This is a genomic window from Flammeovirga sp. SJP92, assembly GCF_001583495.1.
GTDB lineage: Bacteria > Bacteroidota > Bacteroidia > Cytophagales > Flammeovirgaceae > Flammeovirga.
Genome location: NZ_LQAQ01000031.1, coordinates 19,628 through 44,585, shown reverse-complemented (window position 1 = coordinate 44,585; position 24,958 = coordinate 19,628). Strand labels below are relative to the sequence as shown.

Sequence of the window (24,958 nt, the reverse complement as noted above, 5' to 3'; positions counted from 1 at the left end):
TGTTTGCGTTAATTTATTGGTTAATTAAGTACTAAGCCAAAAAGTATTGATAATTAATTTATCATAATCTTGGCTTAGTATTTATTCAGAGAAAAACATTATGAAATGTCTTTCCCTTGAGCTGTATGGATAAATAATACATCTCCTATATCATCATATCCATAAAATACTTGTTCATTAACTTTCTTCAATGCTTCTAACCTTAATCCAACAATAGTAAGGTCTGCATCTTGTGAAGTTGAGTTAATCACTGTTTTAATATCTACATTATCTGCCCTTGATATTAAGCGTACATTATTCTTTGATATTGGCAGACGTCCTGTTTTTATCAGTTTTAAGATCTGTTCCCTTCTCATTTCTAACTCTGCATCTGGGAAACAGGCTAGTAATGTAATTTTTGCGTTACTCCACTCTGGATGACCAATGATAATAAATGCCAAAAGAATCATGAGGTTCGCATTCTCAAGATCTTTAGGAGTTAACCAAATATGAATCTCTGTTTTATAACCAAAATTTCTTTCATCAGAAGCGAGTACACAAATATCATTGCCGGTAACTGACATTAGCTTAAAGTTATCAATCACCTGTTTCAAACCATCATCATTGTTTTTCTTTGAGAATTCAAACATCAACATATTGTTCTCTTTACCAGCAACAGATGGCAATTGAATTACTTGTGCAATCACAGAAGTCATTGACGGACTAATCATTGTATCAAGATATACTTTTGAATTACTTGCTTCAGATATTTTAATCAACCTATCTAGATCCTTTTGAGCTTCTTTATTGGTTTCTTTTGATAAATATCCGTCAATTAAATGGATATATGTAGCAAATCCATATTTGTGTGCAATCCATTTCACAAGATTAAAAGCAGAGAAACGTTTAAAAGTATTTCTACTTACACAAACCACAGCCGGTCTCCAGTGATCTTCTTCATTATCAATTTCAGTTTTCTGCAAGAAGATCTGGAATTGCCTACTCAATTGGAAAATTACACCTTGGAAAATAGCTTTTAATCCTTCTTTGTTTGGAGTGAACCTTCTTACCATTTGATATAAAATCACCATAAATACCAATGCAATCATGGTATAAGTCACAGAGATTTTGAACATCAAGTAAAGACACATTACAGCTCCAACCAATGAAATAATAGGTTTTGATTTGAATACTGGTCGATATGCTGGATCAGATGCAAAATGCTCTAAGAAGGAAATCAAACAAATGGCACCGTAGGTCACCATGAAAAACATTGTAATAATTTGAGCAACGATATCAATATCACCAATCAACACAAAAACAATAGTCACAAATGAAGTAACTAAAGATGAGTTTAATGGTTCTCCAGAATCTTTAGTAATGTACCCTAACCATTTATTGACAGACTGATTAGGTAATACCTTATCTTCTGCAATGGCTTGCAACGTTCTTGGTGCAACTAGAATTGAACCAATAGCTGATGAAAGTGCCGCTGCCGCTAAACCAATTGGAACCATAGGACCCCAAATAGAAATATCGGTCATGATCAATGGATCAGTATCCAAATCTGTCAGAGAAGCTGACACCGACAATTTATAAGCGACAAACATGTAGACTACCATACCAAAAACACCTGCCAACATGGTTCCAATTGGGATGGACTGTTCTGGTGATTTCAGGTCTCCTGATAACCCTACCCCTGCCGCTATACCGGTGAAAGCGGGGAAACAAATGGCTAATACTTTAAAGAAACTATCTCCATCTTTAATGTGACCATTCCAATCTACTTTTGTTAATTCTTGTGCAAATTCAGTTGTGCCTGCAAAGAAAGAAAGTAAAGAAAGGAAAAGAATCCCTACTACTATATATAATGTACGCATTCCCAAATCTGCACCTTTATAGATAACCAAGGCGATTAATCCAATTGTGATTGGAATTGTAATCCACCTGAGATTGAGGTCTACAATGCCATAATCAGCCAATAATGGAAATAAAGGGCGGAATGCTTCTGCAAATGCTATAATATAAAAGGCCGTACTAATGGCCTGAGATAAGTAAAGTGATATACCAATTGCACCACCTATGGTAATACCGAATGATCTGGAGATGATATAATAAACACCTCCACCTTGTACTTTTTGGTTCGTTGCAATTTCAGAAATTGCCATTGCTGTAGGAATGGTTACTAAGTGTCCTACAAGTACCATGACTAAACATGACAACAACCCTAAGTTTGCTACTGCATATCCAAATCTCAAAAAGAGAATCGCACCTAAAATCGTACTTATTGAAGTGAAAAATACGGGAGCCGTCCCGAAACCTTGATGTTGTGTTTTGTCTAATCTATTAGCCATAATATGGTTGCTATGTACTCAATATTAGGATGAATACCTTTAAAGGGTCCTTTTATTCGTTTTTTATCCTACTCTAAGCCTATAGACAACTACATTTGAGTTATTTAAATCACTATGAGTAACATTAAAAACCACATCCTCAAAACCTCTTTTTATTTATATCCTAATACATAAATTCTATATAAGATCCTTTATACTCCGTCTTATTTATTACTTTAAAACAGTTTCAAATTTCAATTGTTTTTGAGCAATACAAAACTAAAAGACATTGATATGAAAGGTTGATGACCTTATGTAGCTTAATCAAATATAGTATTTTTGTTTTTACTCATGCAAGTCAAAATGTATGATTTTAGAGTCTCTTAGTCTTAAATAATCAGTTCTGAAAAGCTTTAATAAAGATTAAAAGTAGGGCTTTGTTCATAAATTAATCCTAAAAACTAGATCTGAAATAAAGTATGCATTCTTTTAAAACTTATCATTTACTAAATGATAAAGAAAAATGAAACCTCTTCATATGCTTCGTTATTAATTAATATTTACTAATAACATTTTTCAGATGATTGATATTTACACCTTATTATGTAGTTTAGTTCCTAATAAAATTCAAAATTCATAGCTGACAGTCTTTATCTCATTAGATTTCAAAAACTCTCCTTATTTTTGTTTGATTTTTTATTTCTATGATAGAAATCTTAACCATATAAAGTAAACATACTTCATTACGTCACAATCTAAATCGCTAAACGAAACTGAATATTGAAGGTTTACTGAAAAAAATACTATATAAACTATTAATACATGAACGATATTCAACCAAAAAAAACAAGTTTAATTGATCGTTTTCTATCTTTTGTAGAAAAAGTAGGAAATGCTTTACCTCACCCTGCTACTTTATTTGCCGGGTTTGCCTTTGGTGTTGTGATTCTTTCTTGGGTATTTGCACAAACAGATTTAAGTGTTATTCACCCTGGAACTGGAGAAACCATTTCAGTTGTCAACCTTATTTCACAAGAAGGCATTTATTTAATGCTGACAAAACTGGTCAAAAACTTTACAGACTTTGCTCCACTGGGTGTGGTATTAGTAGCCATGCTAGGTATTGGTATTGCTGAAGGAAGTGGCCTGATCGGTACGCTTATCAGAATTCTGGTTTTAAAGTCACCAAAAAGTATCATCACTTTTGTGGTTGTTTTTGCAGGCGTATTATCCAATACAGCAAGTGAAGTTGGATACGTATTATTGGTTCCTCTTTCAGCCGTTATCTTCTTGGCATTTGGAAAACATCCCATCGCTGGACTTGCCGCCGCTTTTGCAGGGGTGTCTGGTGGGTATTCTGCCAATCTGCTATTAGGAACAATTGATCCGCTGTTGCAAGGTATTTCACAAGAGGCTGCTCAGATTATTGATACGGACTATTCTATTAATGCTGCCTGTAACTATTATTTCATGTTTGTATCTACTTTCTTCATTGGAATTGCAGGTACAATTGTAACAGAAAAGATTGTTATCCCCCGTTTAGGAGAATATAAAGGTGATATTGAAGCTGAAGAAATGCATAGTTTAACTTCTGAAGAGAGAAGAGGATTAATTTATGCTGGTATTACTGCTCTTGTATTAACGGTTGTCATCCTAGCAGGTATTTTACCAGAAAGTGGTTTCCTAAGAAGTGTTGATGAGCCTGAGAATATTTTTAAGTCTGCCTTAATGAAAGGTATTGTTTCTTGGATCTTTATTATTGCTGCAATCTGTGGTATTGCTTACGGTAAAGGTGCAGGTACCTTCAAAAATGACGCAGACATCATGAAAGGTATGGCGAAATCAATGGAAACAATGAGTAGCTATATTGTTTTGGTATTCTTTGCCGCACAATTTGTTGCTTATTTCAAGTGGACTAATCTTGGTTTAATCTGTGCTGTAAAAGGTGCTCAGTTTTTGGAAACGATCGGGTTAGATAAAATTCCATTACTTATTTGTTTTATTTTCCTCGCCGCTCTGATCAATTTAGTGATGGGAAGTGCCTCTGCAAAATGGACTTTAATGGCACCTGTCTTTATTCCTATGTTTATGCTTGTAGGAATTTCTCCAGAATTAACACAAGTCGCTTATAGAATTGGCGATAGTGTCACAAATATTATTTCCCCAATGATGTCTTATTTCGCATTAATTGTAGCGTTTATTCAACGTTATGACAAAAATGCAGGTATAGGAACTGTCATTGCCACAATGCTTCCTTATTCTATTGCATTCTTGATTGTTTGGGTGGTTTTAATGGCTGTTTGGCTAGTATTAGACTTACCAATAGGACCAGATTCTCCCCTTCATTACTTACCAAATTAATATTTTTTGTAAAATTATTACAATTTCCATTGTATTTATAAAATATCTTCGTATGTTTGTAATGCAATCAAACACGATTGCAATGAGAAATAGTTAGTTTTTGGGTTAGCAAAAAGGTTCTGGTATCCGGGACCTTTTTGTCGTTTATAAGGTTTCGTTTTTAATGCTAACTATTTTACACTTTACTCCTTTCAAAATACCCTCATCTACTTTTCATATTCTAATGACGTCTTCAATTTATGAGGCAGGATTTCCAAAAAGGTTACTTTATTGTTTTTTAGATATTTTCACACTAATTAAAAGTATTTTAATATTCCAAATAAATTCAATAATATATTTGAATTATTAAATTCTATTTGGTTAATTGACCCGGCCTTTGAGTCAATTACTCTCAAATTTTTAAATTAAATACTTATAAACATGTTTAAAAGATCGCTACTAGCTTTATTAACGATTGCATTATTTGCGGTGCAGAGCCTAACAGCTCAAGAACTTCCTGCACCAAGTCCAAGTGCATCAGTAACTCAAAAAGTAGGCGTTACTTCCATTACAATTGATTATTCTTCTCCAGCTGTAAAGGGCCGTAAAGTATTCGGTGAATTAGAGCCTTTTGGAAAAGCGTGGAGAGCGGGTGCGAATGCTCCAACTGCCATTACATTTAGTTCAGACGTGAAAGTTGGTGGATCTGATGTTAAAGCAGGTACTTACAATATTTTCATGACTCCTCAAGAGTCTGCTGATTGGGATGTGCATTTCAATGGTAAAGGAAAAAGCATCTTTGCCTACAACACAAAAGACGGTCAAGATATGGCTGCTATCAAAGCTGATGATGCTGCATCTGTTAGTGTAAAAGCTACTGAAGGACCTTTCAGAGAGCGTTTAACTTACTTGATCGAATCTGTATCTGACACTGAAGGTAAAGTAACTTTATGGTGGGACAAAACAATGGTTTCTTTTATTGTAACTGTTCCTACAGCAGATTTAACGAAAGCAAACATTGAAGCTTCATTAAAAGATGCTGGTAAAGTTTGGAGAACTTATCAAAACTCAGCAAAATACTACGCTGAATCTGATCCTGCAAAAGCAATGGAATTGATCGACATGTCAATCGCTACTCGTCCAAATTACTTCTGGAACCAGTGGACTAAAGCTCAATTCTTAGCAAAAGAAAATAAAGTTGACGAAGCGCTTGATTTTGCTATTGCTGCAAGAAAAGCTGGAGAAGCAAAACCTGACGGTGCATACAACTTCTTCAAGCCTTCTATTAATAAGGACATTGAAGCTTGGTTACCAAACGCTTCTAAAAAATGGAAAAAAGCTAATAAAGATATTTAATCTTTTGGCGTTCATATAAATAAAGGCATTCTAAGAGAGAGATAAGTAATACTCTTTTAGAGTGCCTTTTGTGTCTATTTCCCAACTTCCCTAATAGAAATGAAAATCAGAGTACTATTTTTAGCAATCACCTTTTTTTATACACATCTATTATCTGCCCAAACGCCTGTAGATGGACAACCTAATGTATCCAAAATCATTCAAGAAATTAATCACCTCAATACACTTGGGAGTGTAATGTATTTTGCTGCTCATCCTGACGATGAAAACCAAAGAGTTATTGGTTATTTCGCTCGAGCGAAAGGTTTTGAGACGGCATATACTGCTTTAACTAGAGGAGATGGCGGTCAAAACCTTATCGGAAAAGAAATTAGAGAAGAGTTGGGAATTCTAAGAACCCAAGAACTTATCGAAGCTAGAAAAGTAGATGGAGGGCAGCAGTTTTTCTCAAGAGCCAACGACTTCGGTTATTCTAAAAACCCTGAAGAAACTCTTTCAGTTTGGGATAAAGATCAAGTGTTAGCCGATGCGGTTTGGAACATCAGAAAATTCAGACCAGATATTATTGTTACCCGTTTTTCTCCTGACAGAGGTGGACGTACGCATGGTCATCACACAACTTCTGCAATTATTGCTGTAGAAGCATTTTCTTTAGCGGCAGATCCTACTGTATTTCCTGAACAATTAAAATACGTCCAGGTATGGCAACCGAAAAGAATTTTCTGGAATACCAATTCTTGGTTCTTCAGAGGAAAAGGAGAAAAATTTGAAAAAGACAAGTATTTAGGCGTCGATACAGGTGAATATATTCCAGTATTAGGTCAATCTGTAGGTGAAATTGCAATGGCCGCTCGTTCTAAACACAAATGTCAAGGCTTTGGTGCTGCACTTCATAGAGGTGAAAATATTGAGTATTTTAAGTTACTGAAAGGTGATAATGCCGACAAAGACCCAATGGAAGGTGTAGACACTTCTTGGGGAAGAGTAAAAGACAGTGGAGCTTTACAAGAAGCTATCAAAACTTTACAAAAAAACTTTAACCCTACCCAACCTGCTTCAGCATTACCTTATTTAATTAAAGTAAAAAAAGAATTAGGCAAACTTGACCAAACCAATCACTGGGTGATTGTAAAAACAAAAAAAGTGGATCAATTGCTTTTGGAATGTTCAGGAATCTGGTTAGAAGCACTTACTCCAGAAAGTATTGTTGCTCAGGGTGATTCCCTCACTGTAAATATTTCTTCTTTGGTAAGAACATCAAGCAAAGTGACTATTGAAAGCATTAAAGTAGGTGATTTAGAGGAAAGAAATCCTTCATCAATACTTACTGAAAATAAGATTTTGAAAGAAGAAATCTCAGTGAAGATTCCAGAGAATTTTGAAGTTTCACAACCATATTGGTTAAAAGAGAAAGCAACAAAAGGGATGTACGTTGTAAACGATCAAAAAATGATTGGTTTACCAGAAAAGTTCGCTGAGATTCCGGTGACTATAGCCTTAAATATTGAAGGTGTAACTGTTCATAAAGCATTAAACATCTATCAAAAACGTGTGTACCCTGCTAAAGGTGAGCGATATATCCCTTTAAAAATTGTTCCTCCAGTTGCACTTACATTAGACCAAAGTGTTTGGATTTTTGGAGATAATAATTCTAAAGAAGTTACAGTCTCTATACTTTCAAATACTGTTCAATTCGATGGTACTTTGAAGTTAAACACTCCAAAAGGATGGAAAATTGAACCTCAGCAAATCCAAGTATCACTTTCTGACAAAGGACAAAAGAAAGAAGTGAAATTTACCATTACTCCTCCTAAGAAAGATAGTGAAGGTGAATTACAAGCGTTAATTGAAAGCAGTGGAAAGACATACAATCAAGGACTGATCAATATTGATTATGATCATATTTACAGACAAGTTTATCTAAAACCTTCTACAGCAAAAATCATTAAGCTGAATATCGACAAAGGAAATGCTAACAAAATAGCTTACCTGATGGGTGCTGGCGATGCAGTACCGGAATCATTAGAAGCGGCAGGATACAGTGTTGACATACTTTCTCATGAACAAATCAAAGCATCAACTCTAAAAAGCTATGATGCTTTAATTATTGGTATCAGAGCTTACAATGTCTTAGAAAACATGAGGTATTTACAGCCTGAAATCTTAAAATATGCTGAAGAAGGTGGTACAGTTATCGTTCAATACAATACATCTTTCCGTTTGAAGGTGGATCAAGTAGGACCTTATCCTTTAAAACTGTCAAGAGATAGAATTACAGTAGAGGAAAGTCCAGTTTCATTTTTAACTGAAAAGCACAAAACATTAAACTCTCCAAACAAAATCACAGATCATGATTTTGACAATTGGGTACAGGAAAGAGGTTTGTATTACCCTAATGAATGGGGAGATGAATATACAGCAGTTCTTAAAATGCAAGACCCTAATCAAGATCCAGTTGATGGTGCACTCCTAGTTGCAGATTACGGAAAAGGAGCATTTATCTATAGTGGAATTTCTTGGTTTAGAGAGTTGCCTGCTGGTGTTTCAGGCGCTTATCGCCTTTTTGCCAACTTATTAGATTACAAACCTACTAACTCAAAAGATATAAAATAATGGATCAAAACGAACAGAAGCCTCCTGTGGGCAAATCCTGGAAACAACTTTATGCAATTGTGTTAGGAGAATTAGTTGTCCTTATCACTTTATTTTCAATCTTTTCAAAAGCATTTAACTAAGGATGAGTATTTTAGACTGGGCTGTACTTTGCAGTACACTGGCCTTTATTGTGATCTATGGTATTTGGAAAACCAGACAGCAACAGGACATCAACAGTTACCTTCTTGGAAATAAAGAAGCAAAATGGTTTACAGTAGCACTTTCCATTATGGCTACACAAGCCAGTGCCATTACTTTCCTTTCCGCACCTGGACAAGCTTTTGTAGATGGCATGCGTTTCGTGCAGTTTTACTTTGGTCTTCCAATTGCAATGGTGGTACTTTCAAGTGTGGTGGTACCTATTTATCACAAGATGAATGTGTACACTGCCTATGAATATCTCGAAAAAAGATTTGATCTGAAAACAAGAACCTTCACGGCTATTTTATTCTTAACACAAAGAGGCTTAGCCGCTGGTTTTACCATTTTCGCACCATCTCTTATTCTATCTTCATTGTTAGGTTGGAATATCAATATCACTAACATAGTTATTGGGGTCATCGTGACTGCTTACACTGTGATTGGCGGTACAAAAGCTGTAAACCAGACTCAAAAACTACAAATGGCTGTAATTTTTGTTGGAATGCTGATCGCTGGAGTATTGGTTGTTCAAATGTTGCCAGACGAGATAAGTTTTTCGAATGCATTACATATTGCTGGAGTGGCAGGAAAGTTAAATGCTGTTGACTTTGAATTTGACCCAACAAGTAAATATAATGTTTGGTCAGGCATTATTGGAGGTTTCTTCTTGGCAATGTCTTATTTCGGAACAGATCAGTCGCAAGTTCAACGTTACCTATCAGGTGCGTCGATTGCTCAAAGTAGACTAGCACTCCTTTTTAATGGTATGATTAAAATACCAATGCAGTTCTTGATACTTTTTATCGGAGCGATGGTATTTGTCTTTTATTACTTCAACCCCTCTCCAATTATATTTAATAAAGTGGCCTTAACTGAAGCTACTGAAAAGGTAGATGGATTTGATAAGCTTCAAAAAGAATATGCACATCAAATGAAGGAAAGAGAATCATCTGCTTTAGATTATGCTGCCGCGTTGAACTTTGGAAATAAAGAGGAAATTGCTACCACTAAATCTCATCTAATGGTAGAAAATGCTAAAACAGTAGCCTTAAAAAGTGAAATCATTGAAAAGGTAGAAAAGCAAGCACCTGAAGTGGATGTTAATGACACGAACTATATCTTTCTGAATTTTGTGATTGAGTACCTACCTCAAGGTTTGATTGGTTTATTGATTGCGGTAATACTTTCAGCAAGTATGTCTTCTACTTCTTCTGAGATTAATGCGTTGGCATCTACAACCATTATTGATATTTATAAAAGAATTCTGAAAAAAGACGGCTCAGATCAACATTATCTAACAGCGTCAAAAATGGTGAGTGTAGGCTGGGGACTTTATGCTATACTGTTTGCCACCTTTGCCAATAAACTAGGGTCTTTAATAGAAGCCGTCAATATCTTAGGATCTTTAGTCTACGGTGTCATTTTAGGTGTATTTTCAATCGCTTTCTTCTTTAAGAAAATTGGTTCGAAACCTACTTTTTATGCCGCCATTATTTCTGAAGGAATTATTATTTACTTATTCTTCTTCACAGAAGTGCCATTCCTATGGTACAATGTTATCGGATGTTTATCCGTTATTTTATTCAGTTTGATTTTTAGCTACTTCATGAAAGAAGAAGTTAGAATGAATGAAGAATAATTCAATTTAAACCTATTTTGAGCCTAAATTTTAGAGGTATTGATCTCAGGATTTGAATTTAGTTACAATTAACATTGATGCATAAGCATACTATGATTAACAAAATTCAAAATTACCCGCTAAAAGATCAAATTACACTAAAGTTTAGGTTCATTTTCTTCATTTAAATGAAAGTTAGGTTAACATTTCTAAGATTATGATGTTTTTACAATTAAAGAATCTATAAAATATGCTTCAAGCTATTAGAAGATATAAAATTTAATAACTTTGTAAGCAGTAAAACATTAATCATTATAATAAGAAATGGCAACAGCATTAAAAAGTCTTAGTGAGTATTCAAAGAAGAAAGAAATTGATATTTCAAACAAAAAATTTGCTATTGTAATATCAGAATACAATCCTAAGATTACTGAATCGTTATACGACGCAGTTGTTGAAACGCTACTTAAAGAAGGCGGAAAAGAGGAGAACATTTACAGAGAGGACGTACCCGGTGCATTTGAATTGACTTTTGGTGCTCAATTAATGGCACAAGAAGAGGAAATTGATGCTGTCATCACTTTAGGATGTGTGATCCAAGGTGAAACACGTCACTTTGATTTTATCTGTGAAGCGGTAGCCCACGGTGTGACGAATGTATCATTAAAATATAACAAGCCTGTCATCTTTGGTTTATTAACACCAAATACAGAGCAACAAGCATTTGATAGAGCAGGTGGAAAACATGGTAATAAAGGTGTTGAAGCGGCAGTTGCAGCAATCAAAATGTTGGGAATGAAGCAATAATTCATTATTCCTTTTTGTACTAAGGCAAACTCACCAGCTAGTTAATTGGACTTGGTACGTATTACTATTAAAATATTTTTCAATAAGCCTATCGCTTCTAAGTGGTAGGCTTATTATAAATTCAAACACATCATGTGGAAAAAAATAGCAGAATTTATTCTTGGTAACAGAATTCCTATTTTAGTGTGCATTGCGATCTCTACCCTTTTTATGGGCTACCACGCAAGGGACGTGAAATGGTCTTATCAATACATCAGAATTATTCCTGACGATGATCCAGATATGATCAATTTCAACCGTTTCCAAGAATTATTCGGAGAAGATGCTTCTTCGTTTGTGCTAGGGATTAAGGATGAAAAACTTTTTGAGTTGGATAACTTTTTAAAGTTTATGGAACTAGGTGATGAAATCAAAGAATTAGATGGAATCACAAGCGTATTGTCATTAGCAGATGCTCCAAATCTTAGTGCGAACAGACAATCTCAAAAATTTGAAATCAAACAGTTTTTCAATACTCCTCCAAAAACTCAAGCAGAGTTGGATAGTATTTTAGGTGCTGTTGAAAATCTGAAAGTTTATAAAAACCGCTTAATCAGTAAAGGCGGTGCTACAGCAATGGTGATTAAAATGGACCCTGAGGTTCTGAATTCGAAAAACCGTACTGCTGTAATGAAAAGGCTTGAAAAAAGAGCTATTCAGTTTCAAGAAGAGTCAGGAATCCATCTGTATTATGCAGGGATGCCTTATGTTCGTTCGATTATGGCGGACAAAGTAAAAGCAGAGACAATGATATTCTTAGGGATATCGATTGGTGTTGTTGCTATTGTTTTATTCTTCTTCTTCCGTTCTTTTTCACCAGTATTCTATCCACTTTTAGTAATTGGTACAGTGATCGTTTGGATTATGGGTACGCTATCCTTGCTCGGTTACCAAATCACTATTCTTACTGGATTACTTCCGCCTGTGCTTGTCGTTATTGGTATTCCAAACTGTATTTATTTGCTGAATAAGTATCATCAGGAATATGCAAGTGGCACTCCTAAGGTAGAAGCTTTAGCATTTATCATCAAAAAGATTGGTGTAGTTACGTTGATTACAAATACGACTACAGCGATTGGTTTTATGGTATTGATTACTACAGGTATCACTGCAATGCAAGAGTTTGGTATCGTAGCCGGTATCAATATCTTCGTGACGTTTATCATCAGTATTACATTTATTCCTATTGTATTCTCTTATTTACCAGCACCTGATGTAAGACACCTAAAACACTTAGACTTCAAACCTACCAATTGGTTATTACATCAATTGGAGATGTTGGTTCTTCATCATAGACCTTGGGTGTATGGTTTTACAGCTGTTATGGTCGCACTTTCTATTTACGGAAGTTACAAAGTAACAGCCAACTCATTTATGGTAGACGATTTACCTGAGGATTATCATGTCAAACAAGATTTACGATTCTTCGAAGAGGAATTTAGTGGTGTAATGCCTTTTGAATTGATCATCGATACAGGTCGTAAAAAAGGATACTTAAAGAAAGGTACTTTAGCGAAAGTTGAAGAGGTAGAAAACTTTATTGAATCATTAGATGAAGTTTCTCAACCTATTTCGATTAATACTTTCCTTAAAGCTGGAAATCAAGCCTTCCACGCTAGTGACTCAAATTATTTCAAACTTCCTTCTAGAAGCGAGATGTCTTACATCATGAAATATTTAAGAAACAGTGCCGACGATGCTTCTTCTTCGTTAAGTGATGCAATGATTGATTCTACAGGAAGGTATATCAGAGTTTCATCAAGTATGGCTGATATTGGTTCGGTTAAAATGGACTATTTGGTTGACAGTGTGATCAGGCCAAAACTTGCTCAAATTGTAGAAGGTACTCAATTAGAGACAATGGTAACAGGTTCTACTTTGATCTTTATCAAAGGAAATGATTTCTTAATCAAGAACTTGAAGCAAAGTATGTTGATCGCATTTGTTCTGATAGCTATCATCATGGGTACATTATTTGGTAACTTGAGAATCATTATTATTTCTCTTATTCCAAATATCATCCCTCTATTGTTTACTTTAGGATTGATGGGCTTCTTGGGCATTCCATTAAAGCCAAGTACCGCCATTGTATTTAGTATCGCTTTTGGTATTTCAGTTGATGACAGTATTCACTTCTTAGCAAAATATAGACAAGAAATTGTGCTTCATAACTATAATATGAAGAAAGCTGTAATCATGGCATTGAGAGAAACAGGTTCAAGTATGCTTTATACTTCTATCGTATTATTCTTTGGTTTTGCCATTTTCATGGGGTCTACGTTCGGGGCGACTCAAGCACTAGGTTTATTGACTTCAGTTACGCTAATTGTAGCGATGACAACAAACCTTACATTACTTCCTTGTCTACTTTATACATTCGATGCAAACAAGCAAAGCATGCATCCTATCATCGACGGAATGGACACGTTCTATTTTGAGGATGAGGATGAAGAAATCGACTTGGGAAAAATTGACGTCAACAAATAGAGAATTTTATTTCCATAAAATAAAAAACACCTAATTGGGAAACTAATCAGGTGTTTTTTTATATAAAATGTAAAAATCAGCCTATCATTTCATAAGCATTTTATCATTGATATCATTTTGAAGGTATACATTTCCTCCTTCGCTAAAGAGTGCACACATTGACTTAGAGTTCAGAAAAATATCTGTAAATGTATTATTCGAATATTTAATAATCTTTTCACAGTCCAACGATTGATTATAGATCTTAATGAAAACACTTCCTTGGTCATTTATACAAAAGTCTGAAAAATCACTATACTCGTAATCTTCAGGCAGATCTACAAGTTCTGAATCTTGCTTGCTTATGAGATCAAAAATTTCTATTTCTTTTGAACAAGGTGATACCTTAATGATTACCGAATCATTATACAAAAGGCTTTCATTCATTTCCAATGCAAATGAATACAGAATCTCCTCTTCATTAAATACTCTTACCTTCGTTTTTGAAAAATGATTTTCTTGAGGATTCGAGTACATAATCTGAAATCCAACTTTATCATTAATATTTGTAATAGTAGTTTTAGCTTTTTCTTGAAAGAAAAAAATTAATAGAATTGTTAAAAAATACATAATTAGTTATTAGCTTAATCTTTTATCCATCACCCAAAACCATAACCAAGGTACCAATGAACATAAAATTGCCGTAGGGTATCCAAATGGTAATTCAGGCGCTGATGTTTGATGTTCTAAAGTGTGATATTTTTTTGATGCTTTATAATGATGGTCCGAATGTCTAGTTAGCTCAAAAAGAATGATTCTACCAAAAGTATAATTGGCATTCCAACTATGATGCAATTGCACTCTTTCGTATTTTCCATTCGGTAATAGTTTCCTTTTTAATCCATAATGCTCTACGTAATTAATTGTTTCAAGTAACAAAAAACCCACGATTCCTGAAAGGATACAAAATAATAAAACCTTTTCATTAAAGAAGAATAAAATTGCAGACACATAAATCAAATAGATCAAATGATACAAAAGCATATTATTTTTGAGAGAGAAAAACTTCCCTTTCAATAATTTCATCTGAATTTTCCAAGCACTTATATAAGAGAAAATGACCGTTTTAAACCAAAAGGTATACACGTATTCTCCTTTCTGTGCAGTCGCTGGATCTAAGGGAGTTGCCACATTTGCATGGTGTCCCCTATTGTGTTCAATAAAGAAATGCATATAAAAAGTAGGAAGCAGTAAAGCCTGAGCCATTAACTGTTCCTTTTTGTTAGAACGATGTCCCAATTCATGCGCTACATTAATCCCTGAAGTCCCTAATACCAACCCCAAACTTACAAATAAACCAATTGATTCATAAGTAGCATACGTATGGTTCATCCATTGATAAGAGCCATAAATCACCAACCCAAAAACCCAAACTAGATTCAGGTATAAAAACCAATCGTATAGTATGGAATAGTCCTTATTATTTTCCTCACTTACCTTATCTGAAGTAGGTAGTAATGCGTCCATTATTGGCGTGATGATAAAACTAAAAATTACTGTAAGCCATGTGAATACTCCACCAAAATAAAAACCTATAAAACAGCAAAGAGGAATTAAATAAGCAGATGTATATTTTATTTCTTTGTAAAAGGTAAACATGGTTTTTGGCTATGCATTTAGAGGTTGACGTTGCTTTCTTATTTATTTAAGTCAATTAAAGAGTTTCAACAAATAAAACAAAAAATTATCAAATTAAATATTACATCGTTCATAAAGTGAAGTTATTTCCTTATCGGTGTTCAAATTAATATCATAAAAAATACACCTTGCTTCACCCAATAGTGAAACGAGGTGCATTTTTATATTTTCAACTCTGATTTACTCCACAATCAATCTTGTCGATTTAATAGTTTTACCAGATTTTAATCTCAATAAATAAACTCCTCTTGGTAATTTATCTAATTGAATTTGCTTCAACTGACTATCACCATAAGACCACTGATCGCTTAAGACTTTATATCCCAGTGTTGTAAATAAACCAATTTCTACATCTCCTTTCCAAGATTTCAATAATAGATTAATTTTACCATCTTGAACAGGATTAGGATAAACAGTAACATCTGCAACTGCTTCTTCTCCTTGCATAAATACCTCTACTGGATCAAAAATTGTTTCCGTTCCATCAAAATCAGTTTGAATCAATCTATAATATGATATTTGGTTCATCACAGGATTCATATCGATGTATTCATAATCCAAACGGATATTAGAATTTCCAGCACCATCTACTATTCCCAATGCACTCCATGTTTTACCATCAATTGATCTTTGGATTTCAAATTGATCGTTATTCAATTCTGAAGCTGTTGACCATTCTAATTTCACTTCAGTTTCTTCAGTAAATGCATTGAATGAAATAAGTTCTACTGGGAGATCTGTTGACTCATCAGTAGCACCAATTGCAAGGTATTTTTCACTGAATGACACTCCATAAGTTTCAAAATAGTCGTCAGTATTATGCAGAGGATCTCCCGCTTTCGTCCATTGATCACCTGAGAAACCAAAAGCCCACACCGCCAAAGTATAACTCGAACTTTTACCTAAAGACTCATAATATGCATAGATATCTGCAGTACTTGATGTTGCACTTTCTCCATCTGCAATGTCCGTTACTCTCCATTGGTAATCTTGAGAAATCACCGTAAGATTTGTTGTTTCATCAATAATAGTCTCATCTTGACTATTTGGAGCATGTTCCACAGTCCATGTTTTCCCAGACCTAACTATTGGAGAATCATTATCCTCTTTATAGTGTACTTCTAATTTACGTTGGTTTCCGCTACCTCCTACCTGGAATACAAAACTATCATTGATATTCATTTTCTTAGAAAGCGGTCCATCAACATAAGAATTACCACTTATATCACTCGTCTCACCTAAAATAAGTAAAGATCCATCGACATTTCCTGAATTATTCAATACAGAATTAAGCGTTAAATTAGTAATCTCCTTTACGTCTCCACCTGATAATATCACGTCTCCACTTGACTTATCGATCTTTAAATTATCTATTGATTTACTATCGCTAGACTTGAAATCTCCAATGAAGTTTTGATTTCCAGAAGATCCATTAAAAGTTAGTGTAGCACCTGTCAATGTAGATGAGGTTGTTCCGGCATCTTCAAAATCTCCTCCAACACTTAATTCTGAACCAGAACTTAGAGATAAAGTTGAACCACTCGCTAAAGTGATATTACCATCTACAAATAATTCCGATGAGTTCTCTAATTTTAAAGTACCATTTACATCATTATTACCTTTGACAATAAATGACCCTGCTTTTACATTGAAAGTCGATCCTGCTTCTACGCTAACATTACCATTTGATGTAGATGCAGATGCTGTATTGGATGTAAATGCACCATTATTTTCAATAGTTATATCATTTACAGTTGATGCAGTACCAATTTCAAATTCTAAATTATCCACTAAAAGGGTACCAGAACCCATATTCAAACCATTACCATCAGGCAATTCCCACTTTTGATTTGAGCCTGTTCCAATTAATTCTAAACTACCAATCGTCAATTTACTATTGTTGATTGGGGCGTTTAGATTGATTAATGGATTAGTTGCGTCACCTTCAATGATGATACCACCACCTGATGTATAAAAACTTTCCCAATCCGCAAATGGCATTTGCCCAATTGTTGCATTATTAATATAGAACTTCAATTTACCGCTCCCCTCAACTTCGTTGAATACAATATCTCTATCACCAACATTAATTTCAAGAGTACCATTAATAATTGCTTTATAATAGGATTTAAAACCTAATGAACCATCATTGGTCGTAACTAAGTTTGTTCCTACTGGCACTTCTAGAATTGTTCCTGAAGTTAAATCTGGAGAAGGTTCATCTTCAAGTTTAGAATAAGATGAGCCATTGTCTTTTGAAATTTCCCATTTCAATGTAGAAACATCACTTAACGTAGCGTCAGTAACTCCATCGGAAATTTTATATCTAATAATGTTGTCAGGAGTAGAATTCACTTCCCCCGCGAAATAATCTCCAGTGATTAAAGATGAATTGAGGTTTATTCTGATTTTGTTATTAATGAAATCATCGTTGATGCCATCAGATCCAGGGTTACTTGTGCTGTTATCCAATACGTCTTCATTAATATCAATTGGCTTTCTAATTAAAGCTTCATTATCAATAATCACACCTCTGTAATCATCTAGCGTTCCTCTCACATTTGCCTCATCAAAATATAAAGATACATACCTTGGACTTGCTTTAGAAGTTCCAGTTTCTGAGAAGACAAACCTCCAATACTGTTCTAACGCATTCTGAGTGTCTCCTTGATTTTCAGCAACTGTATGCATCGTATTCACAGGTTTTACGGTCACATTAGCACCATCAAAATCGCCAAAGAATCCTACTGGAGCATAAGTACCTGAATAACCCATTGGAATCACAATCTCAGATGAGATATTTCCTGATGGCAAAGCAATTTTCACACCTTGTGCATTTACACCGCCACTTAACTGAATCATATTATTTTCATCAAATGCAGTTGTTGCTACCAATGATATATCTGTTCCCAAATTAAGACTATACTTATCGATATTTAGTACTCCATTTGTAAATACAATTTCTTCTGCCACTAATGCTAAGTTATCTTCTAAGTTGATTCCAGCTAAGTTATCAATTTCCATACGACCTACACTTCCTAAAATTTCTAATGCTTGAGCACTCGAACCGTTTAGTTTAATTTTTCCTACTGTAGTAGTAGTATGTGCACCAGATACCGACAAATCACCTCCAACATTAATTGTATTACTATTATCAGACAATGTTCCTGAAGTAATAGTTAAGTCCTTACTTATATTAATGTCAGTGTTCATATTAACAGTGGACCCGTTTGTGTTTACAACCATATTTTGAGTTGTAATTGTTTGACTTCCAGAAATAGACTGATTATCAGAACTAATCAACGTAATAGTTGAAGTTGAAGCATCTAATGTACCATTGTTATTAATACTACCTGCCGTAGATAAGTTTTTACCATTCAGATTTAAAGTCGCCGTAGATGGAATTTCAAGATCGCCAGATAATTGTATATCATTGATCAAAACATTTACAGTAACATCTGAAATTAATTCTACCTTACTTACTTCATTGGCTAATTCAGCTCCAATAGTCTCTGTTGTTGAAATATTGCCCAATTTAATTTCAGCAATTTCATTTACAGAAGATGAAGCAGCATCTAATGCTATTTTACCCGAAGCTACAATAATTTCTCCTCCGCTAAAATCAAAGGTAGAAGCACTACCTACCACCTCAAAAGTACCCCTTGAAGCTACATTAGGTGCACCAATCAAACCTGTACTAATGACACCACCAGATTGAGTATATTTAATCGAAGCATCATCCGCAGCTAAATCTCTTCTCAATTCTGAACCCACATTTATGATCCCATCAGTTAATTCAATTTCACCACTTACAGAGTAAACAATTGAGTTATCTTGACCTGCATTCGACATATTTAGTGTTCCACCCGAGACCGTTAACTTACCTCCAAGAGAGAAATTTGTTTTATCGCCTTGTACATTTACAGTACCTTGATTTATTGTCAAGCCCGCTGTTGAAGCAAGGTTCCAGTTTGTACCAGGCACAGCATACGGTGTGATATTGATATCACTATTATTAAGGATTAAGGTTCCATTCGACAATGTAATTAACTCCTCAGTAGTACTTGATGGTAAAGTAAAATTAGTATTCATACTAAATGTTGGCGTTTTAGACGCTCCTTTATTCATTACTACTTTATAAAGTTCTGGAACTATTTCTGAAGTATAGAAGTTAGAAAACACTCCATCATCTTCACCTTGTAATTCTAAGATTACTTTATTACCAGTCGCTCCATTGTATAAATCAAACTTGATATTGTTTTGATCTCCAGCTGAAATTTCTAGGATTTCAATCCCTTCTTTGACAATTAATTTATGTTCCACATCATCCGTTCCTTCTGTCAAAATTCTATTCTCTGCTGAATTTATGTTTGAAAAGATATTATCAATTTTGATATTTTGACATGATACTTCGATAGGTGTTGATGCATCAAAAATAAAATCTCCTTCTTGAAAACCTCCAATATTGATAGTTCCTTCAACATCAAGACTCTTATCCAATCTTAGTACTAATCCTTCCACCATCATTCTTTTGATCTGAACAGGATCTGTAATAGCATCATCAAACACATATTCACCCCCAGAGGATGCTCCATATAATCTTAAAGTAGGATATTTTGGAAAAGTTGGGATTACAAAATCATTAAAAGGATTCCCCCCATTATTTCCAGATTGGTTTTGGATCATCAATTCACTTTTCTCTTCACTTAAGAAATCGTTCATATCATTTCCATTTAAAACACCTCTGTTAGTACCATCTGTATCCGTACCTCCAAATATTCTAAATCTTCCTATATCTTCTACTACTTCTGCTGTTAGAGTTGAATTATTTTGAATTCTAATTTCCGGCAGTCCATTACTATTTTCTTCTTGATAGAAACTGCTTGACTCATTTCCTTCTTCAAAACGTACTAAAGCAACTTCTCTTGTGATACCATTCATTCTTACTCTATGTCCAGTACCGTCTACGTATGCTGATCCATTCCATGAACCAAATCCAACCACTACAATATCACCTTTGCCTGGCTCTCCTGAATTTTCTAAAACAGTACCTGGGCCATTGGTTTTCCAATCTGATCTTGTGGTCCAACGCTGATTTTCATCCCAAAAAGCGATACTTGAAACTGTGTTTCCATCCGCTCCTGTACCTCTGAAAGAATAATATACCTGAATTTGTCCAGAGAATTGTGACGCCTCCCCTGCAGAGAACATTGCAGTTAATGGCTTAGATGTAGTGGAAACATTTACAGTGTTGGTTCCTACTGTCACTGTTCCTAAAACTGTTCTTGAGTAATCTCCTTCTAATAATATTCTTGAAGCAACATAATCCGTTTCAGTACCTATTACATCTTCATCATTATAATTCAGAGTCAATGTGATATCTGGTTTATTCGAATCATTTGAGTAGCTATACGCATTTGATTTCCAATAATAATCCAACAAGTTTGTCGCATCATCAGGATCTGTAGCAAAATCAACTAAACTACCATTATTGATGGCTAGTTGAATAAAACCTTCCTCTGAAATATTAGCTACTGTAACTGATGCAGGAGTATATTTATATGAGTTTGCGACGGGAGTATCAAATTCAGAACCTAAAGGATAATTATAAGTTCCGTTGGAATGAATTAAATATGTCAATCCACCATCTGATGAATTACCCGTTCCTAAAATAATTTTATTATTTGTCCCAATTGCATTACTACCTTCATCCACAATTCCTTCAGCTCCAATAACAACTCCAAATTCGTTTGTCTTGATGATACCTTCTTCCCAAGTCAGTTTTGTTGCATAGATGTTTTTCTTAAGATTAAAACCATCCGAATTGTTTAACCAAAGGTGAGCAATTCCCACATTTGTTGTATCTGCAACTTGCTCATCTACCAAATCATAGCTTGAAGTGATATTTTGACTTGATCCAGCACTGTTGTTTAATTTGATATGACCTAATGAAGTAGATTTTCCAATTCTTCCTTGGAACGTTAAGTCTCCTGTAACTTCTACAGCATAATTGGTGTAATCAAATGTTCCTTGTGTAAGGGTCAATGAATTGAGCACTTTTAACCTTGTATCTCCATCAGAAGCATTATTACTAATATCTCTCAACTCTAAAATATCAGATGTATTAGGTAAATCAATTACTAAATTATTGATTTCATATGGAGTATCAGTATCTCTGATATCAATGTAATGGTTTTGTATTGTACCACCATTGTTATCACTTGCACCGTTAAATGTCAATGTATTATTGTTATCAATATTAAGCTGTGCGTCATTATACAAAGTAAGATCACCACTAATCGTTACATCAAATGTACCGACCTCAATATTACTATTTTCTTCCACCACTAAGTGATTCAACACTTTTAGGCTTCCATCATTTGAAAGTGGGTCACCAAATGATCCAACACCATCCGAAAGTCTAACTTTTCGAGAAGGATAATCCGTAGTTACTGTTAAATTGTAGAAAGGAATAGAAGAGATAAAACTTACATCTTTATCTGTATTTATATCAAAAACGATTTCTCCACCTGTTACATTATAGAAACCATCGTCCATTGCAAACTTTGTCAGATAACCGATACTGCTATCTTCATTATGGATGGTAATTGTACCACCTGACATATTGAAAGAATTGGTATTGTATGGAAGAGAGAAAGCCGCTACATCACTGCTTGGCACATGACCGTAAATTGTCATTTCACCTCCTGACATAGTAAATGAACCTTGGTGGTCTCCACCCAAAACTGAAGTTTTAATTTGATTTAAAAATACTTCACCTCCTTGAATAACAAGATACCCTTTCTCTCTTAGAGTGATACTGTTATGATTACCATTACTCGTGCCATCATAATTAAGACCAATATTCAAACGACCTCCAGTCACTAAAACATTACCATAAACAGTTAAAGCATTGACAGGTCCAAAATTAACATCAGCTCCTTCATCTACCCAAATTCTACAACCAAATCCTAAATCATAGTTACCTGTTGTGTTTGCATAACTTGGAATATAAATGTTTTGCCCGAAGTGAATAGTTCCGTACTTCATCACAAACATACCATTACTTGTCGTCATGGAACCATCAGAACCGCCAGTTCCTCCGTTGCCATGAGTATTATAACCGTACATTTCAAAAAGGCCTGTTGCACCCGCACTGATATTTACACCATAATAATCCGAAGTACCTTTTTCAATAACCATTTGATATAAAATGGTTTGGCCATTTGCAATAAGATCTTGATCTCTATTATCTGCATCAAAATGAATGATAGCATATTGTCCTGATAAATTATCAGCAAAGTATTTTTCTAATTCAGTAAGATATTCATCAGAACCATAAGTGTAACCAAATTCCTCAACAATAGATTTTCTATTTGTGAAGGCCACTTTTCCGGAGTTATATAAACCTCCTTTGAAATAAATATTATGGATAACGTTGTCTGTACCTATTCCTAAAGATCCGTTTGTTGAGATTCTAGTGTTACCATGAATGGTCAAATTCACCGCTTCATCTGAATTATCACTTGTTCCTAAAACTACTTTACCCGATTCAATAAGTAATGAATCCGTTAGAGTAATTGGATTTGAAGTGGCAATCATCAGCTCGTCTAGAGGATTATCCAAATTAATGTGGACTGTATTATAGGAATAATTATTCGTGAGAATTGTACCTGAACCAGTAAATTCAACGACCCCACCATTTTCTGTCAAAAATCCTCCTTGACCAGTTGCTGTAGCCGCAGATGGAAAATTATCCTCTGAAATTCTTATCCTTCCTTTTCCATTAAGAGAAGCAAAGCTATGGCCAGTAGTACTTCCTACAATAAGTCTACTTCCCTTATTTACACTTACATCTCTTGCTGCTATATTATTTTTATCCATTGTTACTTCAAAGCCAGATAAGATAACTACATTATCTGTTGAAGCAGGAATTTCATTTAAACCGTCTGATGCTCCTGAAGGGTTTCTTGTCCAAATGTAAGAATCCCAATCTCCTGAACTTTTGGTATAAAATGCCTCTGGAGCCTTGGAAGCTAATGTATAAAAACCGTCTCCATTTACATCATATTGTGCATCAGTTATTGTAAATTCCACTTTATCTGAACCCACAAAAGAAGCACTAGGACCTTCTACTATTTCATACTCAGAACCATTGTCTGAAGAGTAAACTAAAGTATAATCTCCTGTTCCTCTTTCAGCCCCATCACCTGTATCATAGTCATTTGGTTTTCCTTCATAGTTTTGAATATTAAAACTTAATGAAAAATCTAAGTCTCCATTTTTCTGGATGTATAACTTTTTAGCCCAAATTCGTTTTTCTGCTGGTGCATTCTCAAAAACCAATCCTGCCTCATCTGTTTCACCTACTATTACATAATCTCCATTTGAAGTTCCAGAAGTAGAAACTTCAATAGAAGTAGAAGGGTTACTCCTATCTGGCGTATAATCTCCACCATCATTACCATATACTACAACATTTTGATTTGGAGCTGTATAGTTATTGAAAAGCTCATCTGTATCTGAAAACTCAGCATGTGTGAAACCATATTTTGCTGTCAAATAATCATTGACTCTTAATCTAGTTACTGGGTCCAACCCTGTTGATTTTTCATAGACAATCACCTCAGCAATTGAACCATTCCAACCTAATACAGTAGAATAATTTGCTCCTCCAACAGTACCAAATTTATGTGTATTGGTATTCGACGTATTATTTGTCAAGACATTAAGTAAACCTCCATTTGAAGTATGGCTAGTTTCATTACTCCCATTTCTTTGAAAAGAGATTAAACCCCAATTTCCACCAATAGGCCATAATGCTCTATCTGTATTGCTTAAAACATTGTCAGGACCTCTAAAGTAAAATTGAGCATTATCCCATTTACCATATAAGGATCTAGTAGTATTACCTCCTGCATAAAAACCAACGTTACCAGACGTGGCACCTGCTTTAACTACAACAAAAACCTCATAGTTTTCCATTAAAAATTCAAATGCAGCATCTGAACTATTTTTTAATATCAAACCTTCATGACTGCTTGAAGTAAAAGAAACAGCCGGCTGATTGCCAATAAGTGCATCACTTGAATTGTAAGTGATTACGTTCACAGCATTTTCATTGTGTACATAATAACCATTATCTACACCTGTTATAGTGGGAGCTTGGTCCACCCATTTATCTAATCTTAATAATGTACCATCCCCGTTGACATCAGTGTAATCATCAGCAATGATAGCATCGGCTTTCAACCATAGTTTTAAGCCGTCAGCAGGGATCTCATTTTGGGCAAAGATATTGGTCGCAGTAAAAAAGCATAATAATACTAAAAAACATCTCCTCAGAGAGAAGTTGAAAACAGTAATTTGTAGCATATTTAATTATTTAGTAAAGAGTATATTGTTGTTTTATTCGTACTTGAAATACAGACAATTGAAAAATTTATTACAAAAAGTTTCCTGTTACCATTCCAAAAAATGGCACAGATGTTTTGACCATTAAACATCAGTTTTACTCATGATTAAT

Annotated in this window: 10 protein-coding genes; 6 read left to right on the top strand and 4 right to left on the bottom strand. The window is 34.6% G+C overall.

The window, feature by feature from the left end; translation table 11 throughout:
* Positions 1-98: 98 nt before the first annotated feature.
* Entirely contained in the window at positions 99-2,333 is a 2,235-nt protein-coding gene (locus AVL50_RS07425; protein WP_062615853.1) for an amino acid permease, read from the bottom strand.
* A gap of 801 nt (positions 2,334-3,134) precedes the next feature.
* On the opposite strand from AVL50_RS07425, the gene AVL50_RS07420 reads away from it, so the two are divergent.
* The 6 genes from AVL50_RS07420 to AVL50_RS07395 all read left to right on the top strand — a co-directional run bounded on the left by AVL50_RS07420 (position 3,135) and on the right by AVL50_RS07395 (position 13,755).
* Positions 3,135-4,673, top strand: coding sequence for an AbgT family transporter (locus AVL50_RS07420; protein ID WP_062615852.1), 1,539 nt, complete (start codon positions 3,135-3,137; stop codon positions 4,671-4,673).
* 420 nt (positions 4,674-5,093) lie between these two features.
* On the top strand, positions 5,094-6,008 hold the full coding sequence (locus tag AVL50_RS07415) for a DUF2911 domain-containing protein (protein WP_062615851.1): 915 nt from the start codon (positions 5,094-5,096) through the stop codon (positions 6,006-6,008).
* A gap of 99 nt (positions 6,009-6,107) precedes the next feature.
* A complete protein-coding gene (locus AVL50_RS07410; protein WP_062615850.1) occupies positions 6,108-8,621 on the top strand; it encodes a PIG-L family deacetylase in 2,514 nt (837 codons plus the stop codon).
* A gap of 124 nt (positions 8,622-8,745) precedes the next feature.
* Positions 8,746-10,443 carry a sodium:solute symporter gene (locus AVL50_RS07405; RefSeq protein WP_062615849.1) on the top strand — a complete coding sequence of 566 codons (1,698 nt, stop codon included), beginning with the start codon at positions 8,746-8,748 and terminating at the stop codon, positions 10,441-10,443.
* A gap of 303 nt (positions 10,444-10,746) precedes the next feature.
* Positions 10,747-11,229, top strand: a complete 483-nt coding sequence (gene ribH, locus AVL50_RS07400) for a 6,7-dimethyl-8-ribityllumazine synthase (RefSeq protein WP_062615848.1) — start codon at positions 10,747-10,749, stop codon at positions 11,227-11,229.
* Positions 11,230-11,361: 132 nt separating this feature from the next.
* Entirely contained in the window at positions 11,362-13,755 is a 2,394-nt protein-coding gene (locus AVL50_RS07395) for an RND family transporter (RefSeq protein ID WP_062615847.1), read from the top strand.
* 84 nt (positions 13,756-13,839) lie between these two features.
* On the opposite strand, the gene AVL50_RS07390 is transcribed toward AVL50_RS07395, so the two are convergent.
* The 3 genes from AVL50_RS07390 to AVL50_RS07380 all read right to left on the bottom strand — a co-directional run bounded on the left by AVL50_RS07390 (position 13,840) and on the right by AVL50_RS07380 (position 24,807).
* Positions 13,840-14,364: a hypothetical protein gene (locus AVL50_RS07390; protein WP_062615846.1), complete on the bottom strand. Its 525-nt coding sequence runs from the start codon at positions 14,362-14,364 to the stop codon at positions 13,840-13,842.
* Positions 14,365-14,373: 9 nt separating this feature from the next.
* Complete coding sequence (locus AVL50_RS07385) at positions 14,374-15,393, bottom strand: alkane 1-monooxygenase (protein ID WP_062615845.1); 1,020 nt, start codon at positions 15,391-15,393, stop codon at positions 14,374-14,376.
* A gap of 219 nt (positions 15,394-15,612) precedes the next feature.
* Entirely contained in the window at positions 15,613-24,807 is a 9,195-nt protein-coding gene (locus AVL50_RS07380) for a T9SS type A sorting domain-containing protein (RefSeq protein WP_062615844.1), read from the bottom strand.
* Positions 24,808-24,958: the final 151 nt, after the last annotated feature.

Bases quoted from the DNA above. Each gene is read 5' to 3' on its own strand.
- AVL50_RS07425 (WP_062615853.1), bottom strand. From the start codon at position 2,333: ATGGCTAATAGATTAGACAAAACACAACATCAAGGTTTCGGGACGGCT.
- AVL50_RS07420 (WP_062615852.1), top strand. From the start codon at position 3,135: ATGAACGATATTCAACCAAAAAAAACAAGTTTAATTGATCGTTTTCTA.
- AVL50_RS07415 (WP_062615851.1), top strand. From the start codon at position 5,094: ATGTTTAAAAGATCGCTACTAGCTTTATTAACGATTGCATTATTTGCG.
- AVL50_RS07410 (WP_062615850.1), top strand. From the start codon at position 6,108: ATGAAAATCAGAGTACTATTTTTAGCAATCACCTTTTTTTATACACAT.
- AVL50_RS07405 (WP_062615849.1), top strand. From the start codon at position 8,746: ATGAGTATTTTAGACTGGGCTGTACTTTGCAGTACACTGGCCTTTATT.
- ribH (WP_062615848.1), top strand. From the start codon at position 10,747: ATGGCAACAGCATTAAAAAGTCTTAGTGAGTATTCAAAGAAGAAAGAA.
- AVL50_RS07395 (WP_062615847.1), top strand. From the start codon at position 11,362: ATGTGGAAAAAAATAGCAGAATTTATTCTTGGTAACAGAATTCCTATT.
- AVL50_RS07390 (WP_062615846.1), bottom strand. From the start codon at position 14,364: ATGTATTTTTTAACAATTCTATTAATTTTTTTCTTTCAAGAAAAAGCT.
- AVL50_RS07385 (WP_062615845.1), bottom strand. From the start codon at position 15,393: ATGTTTACCTTTTACAAAGAAATAAAATATACATCTGCTTATTTAATT.
- AVL50_RS07380 (WP_062615844.1), bottom strand. From the start codon at position 24,807: ATGCTACAAATTACTGTTTTCAACTTCTCTCTGAGGAGATGTTTTTTA.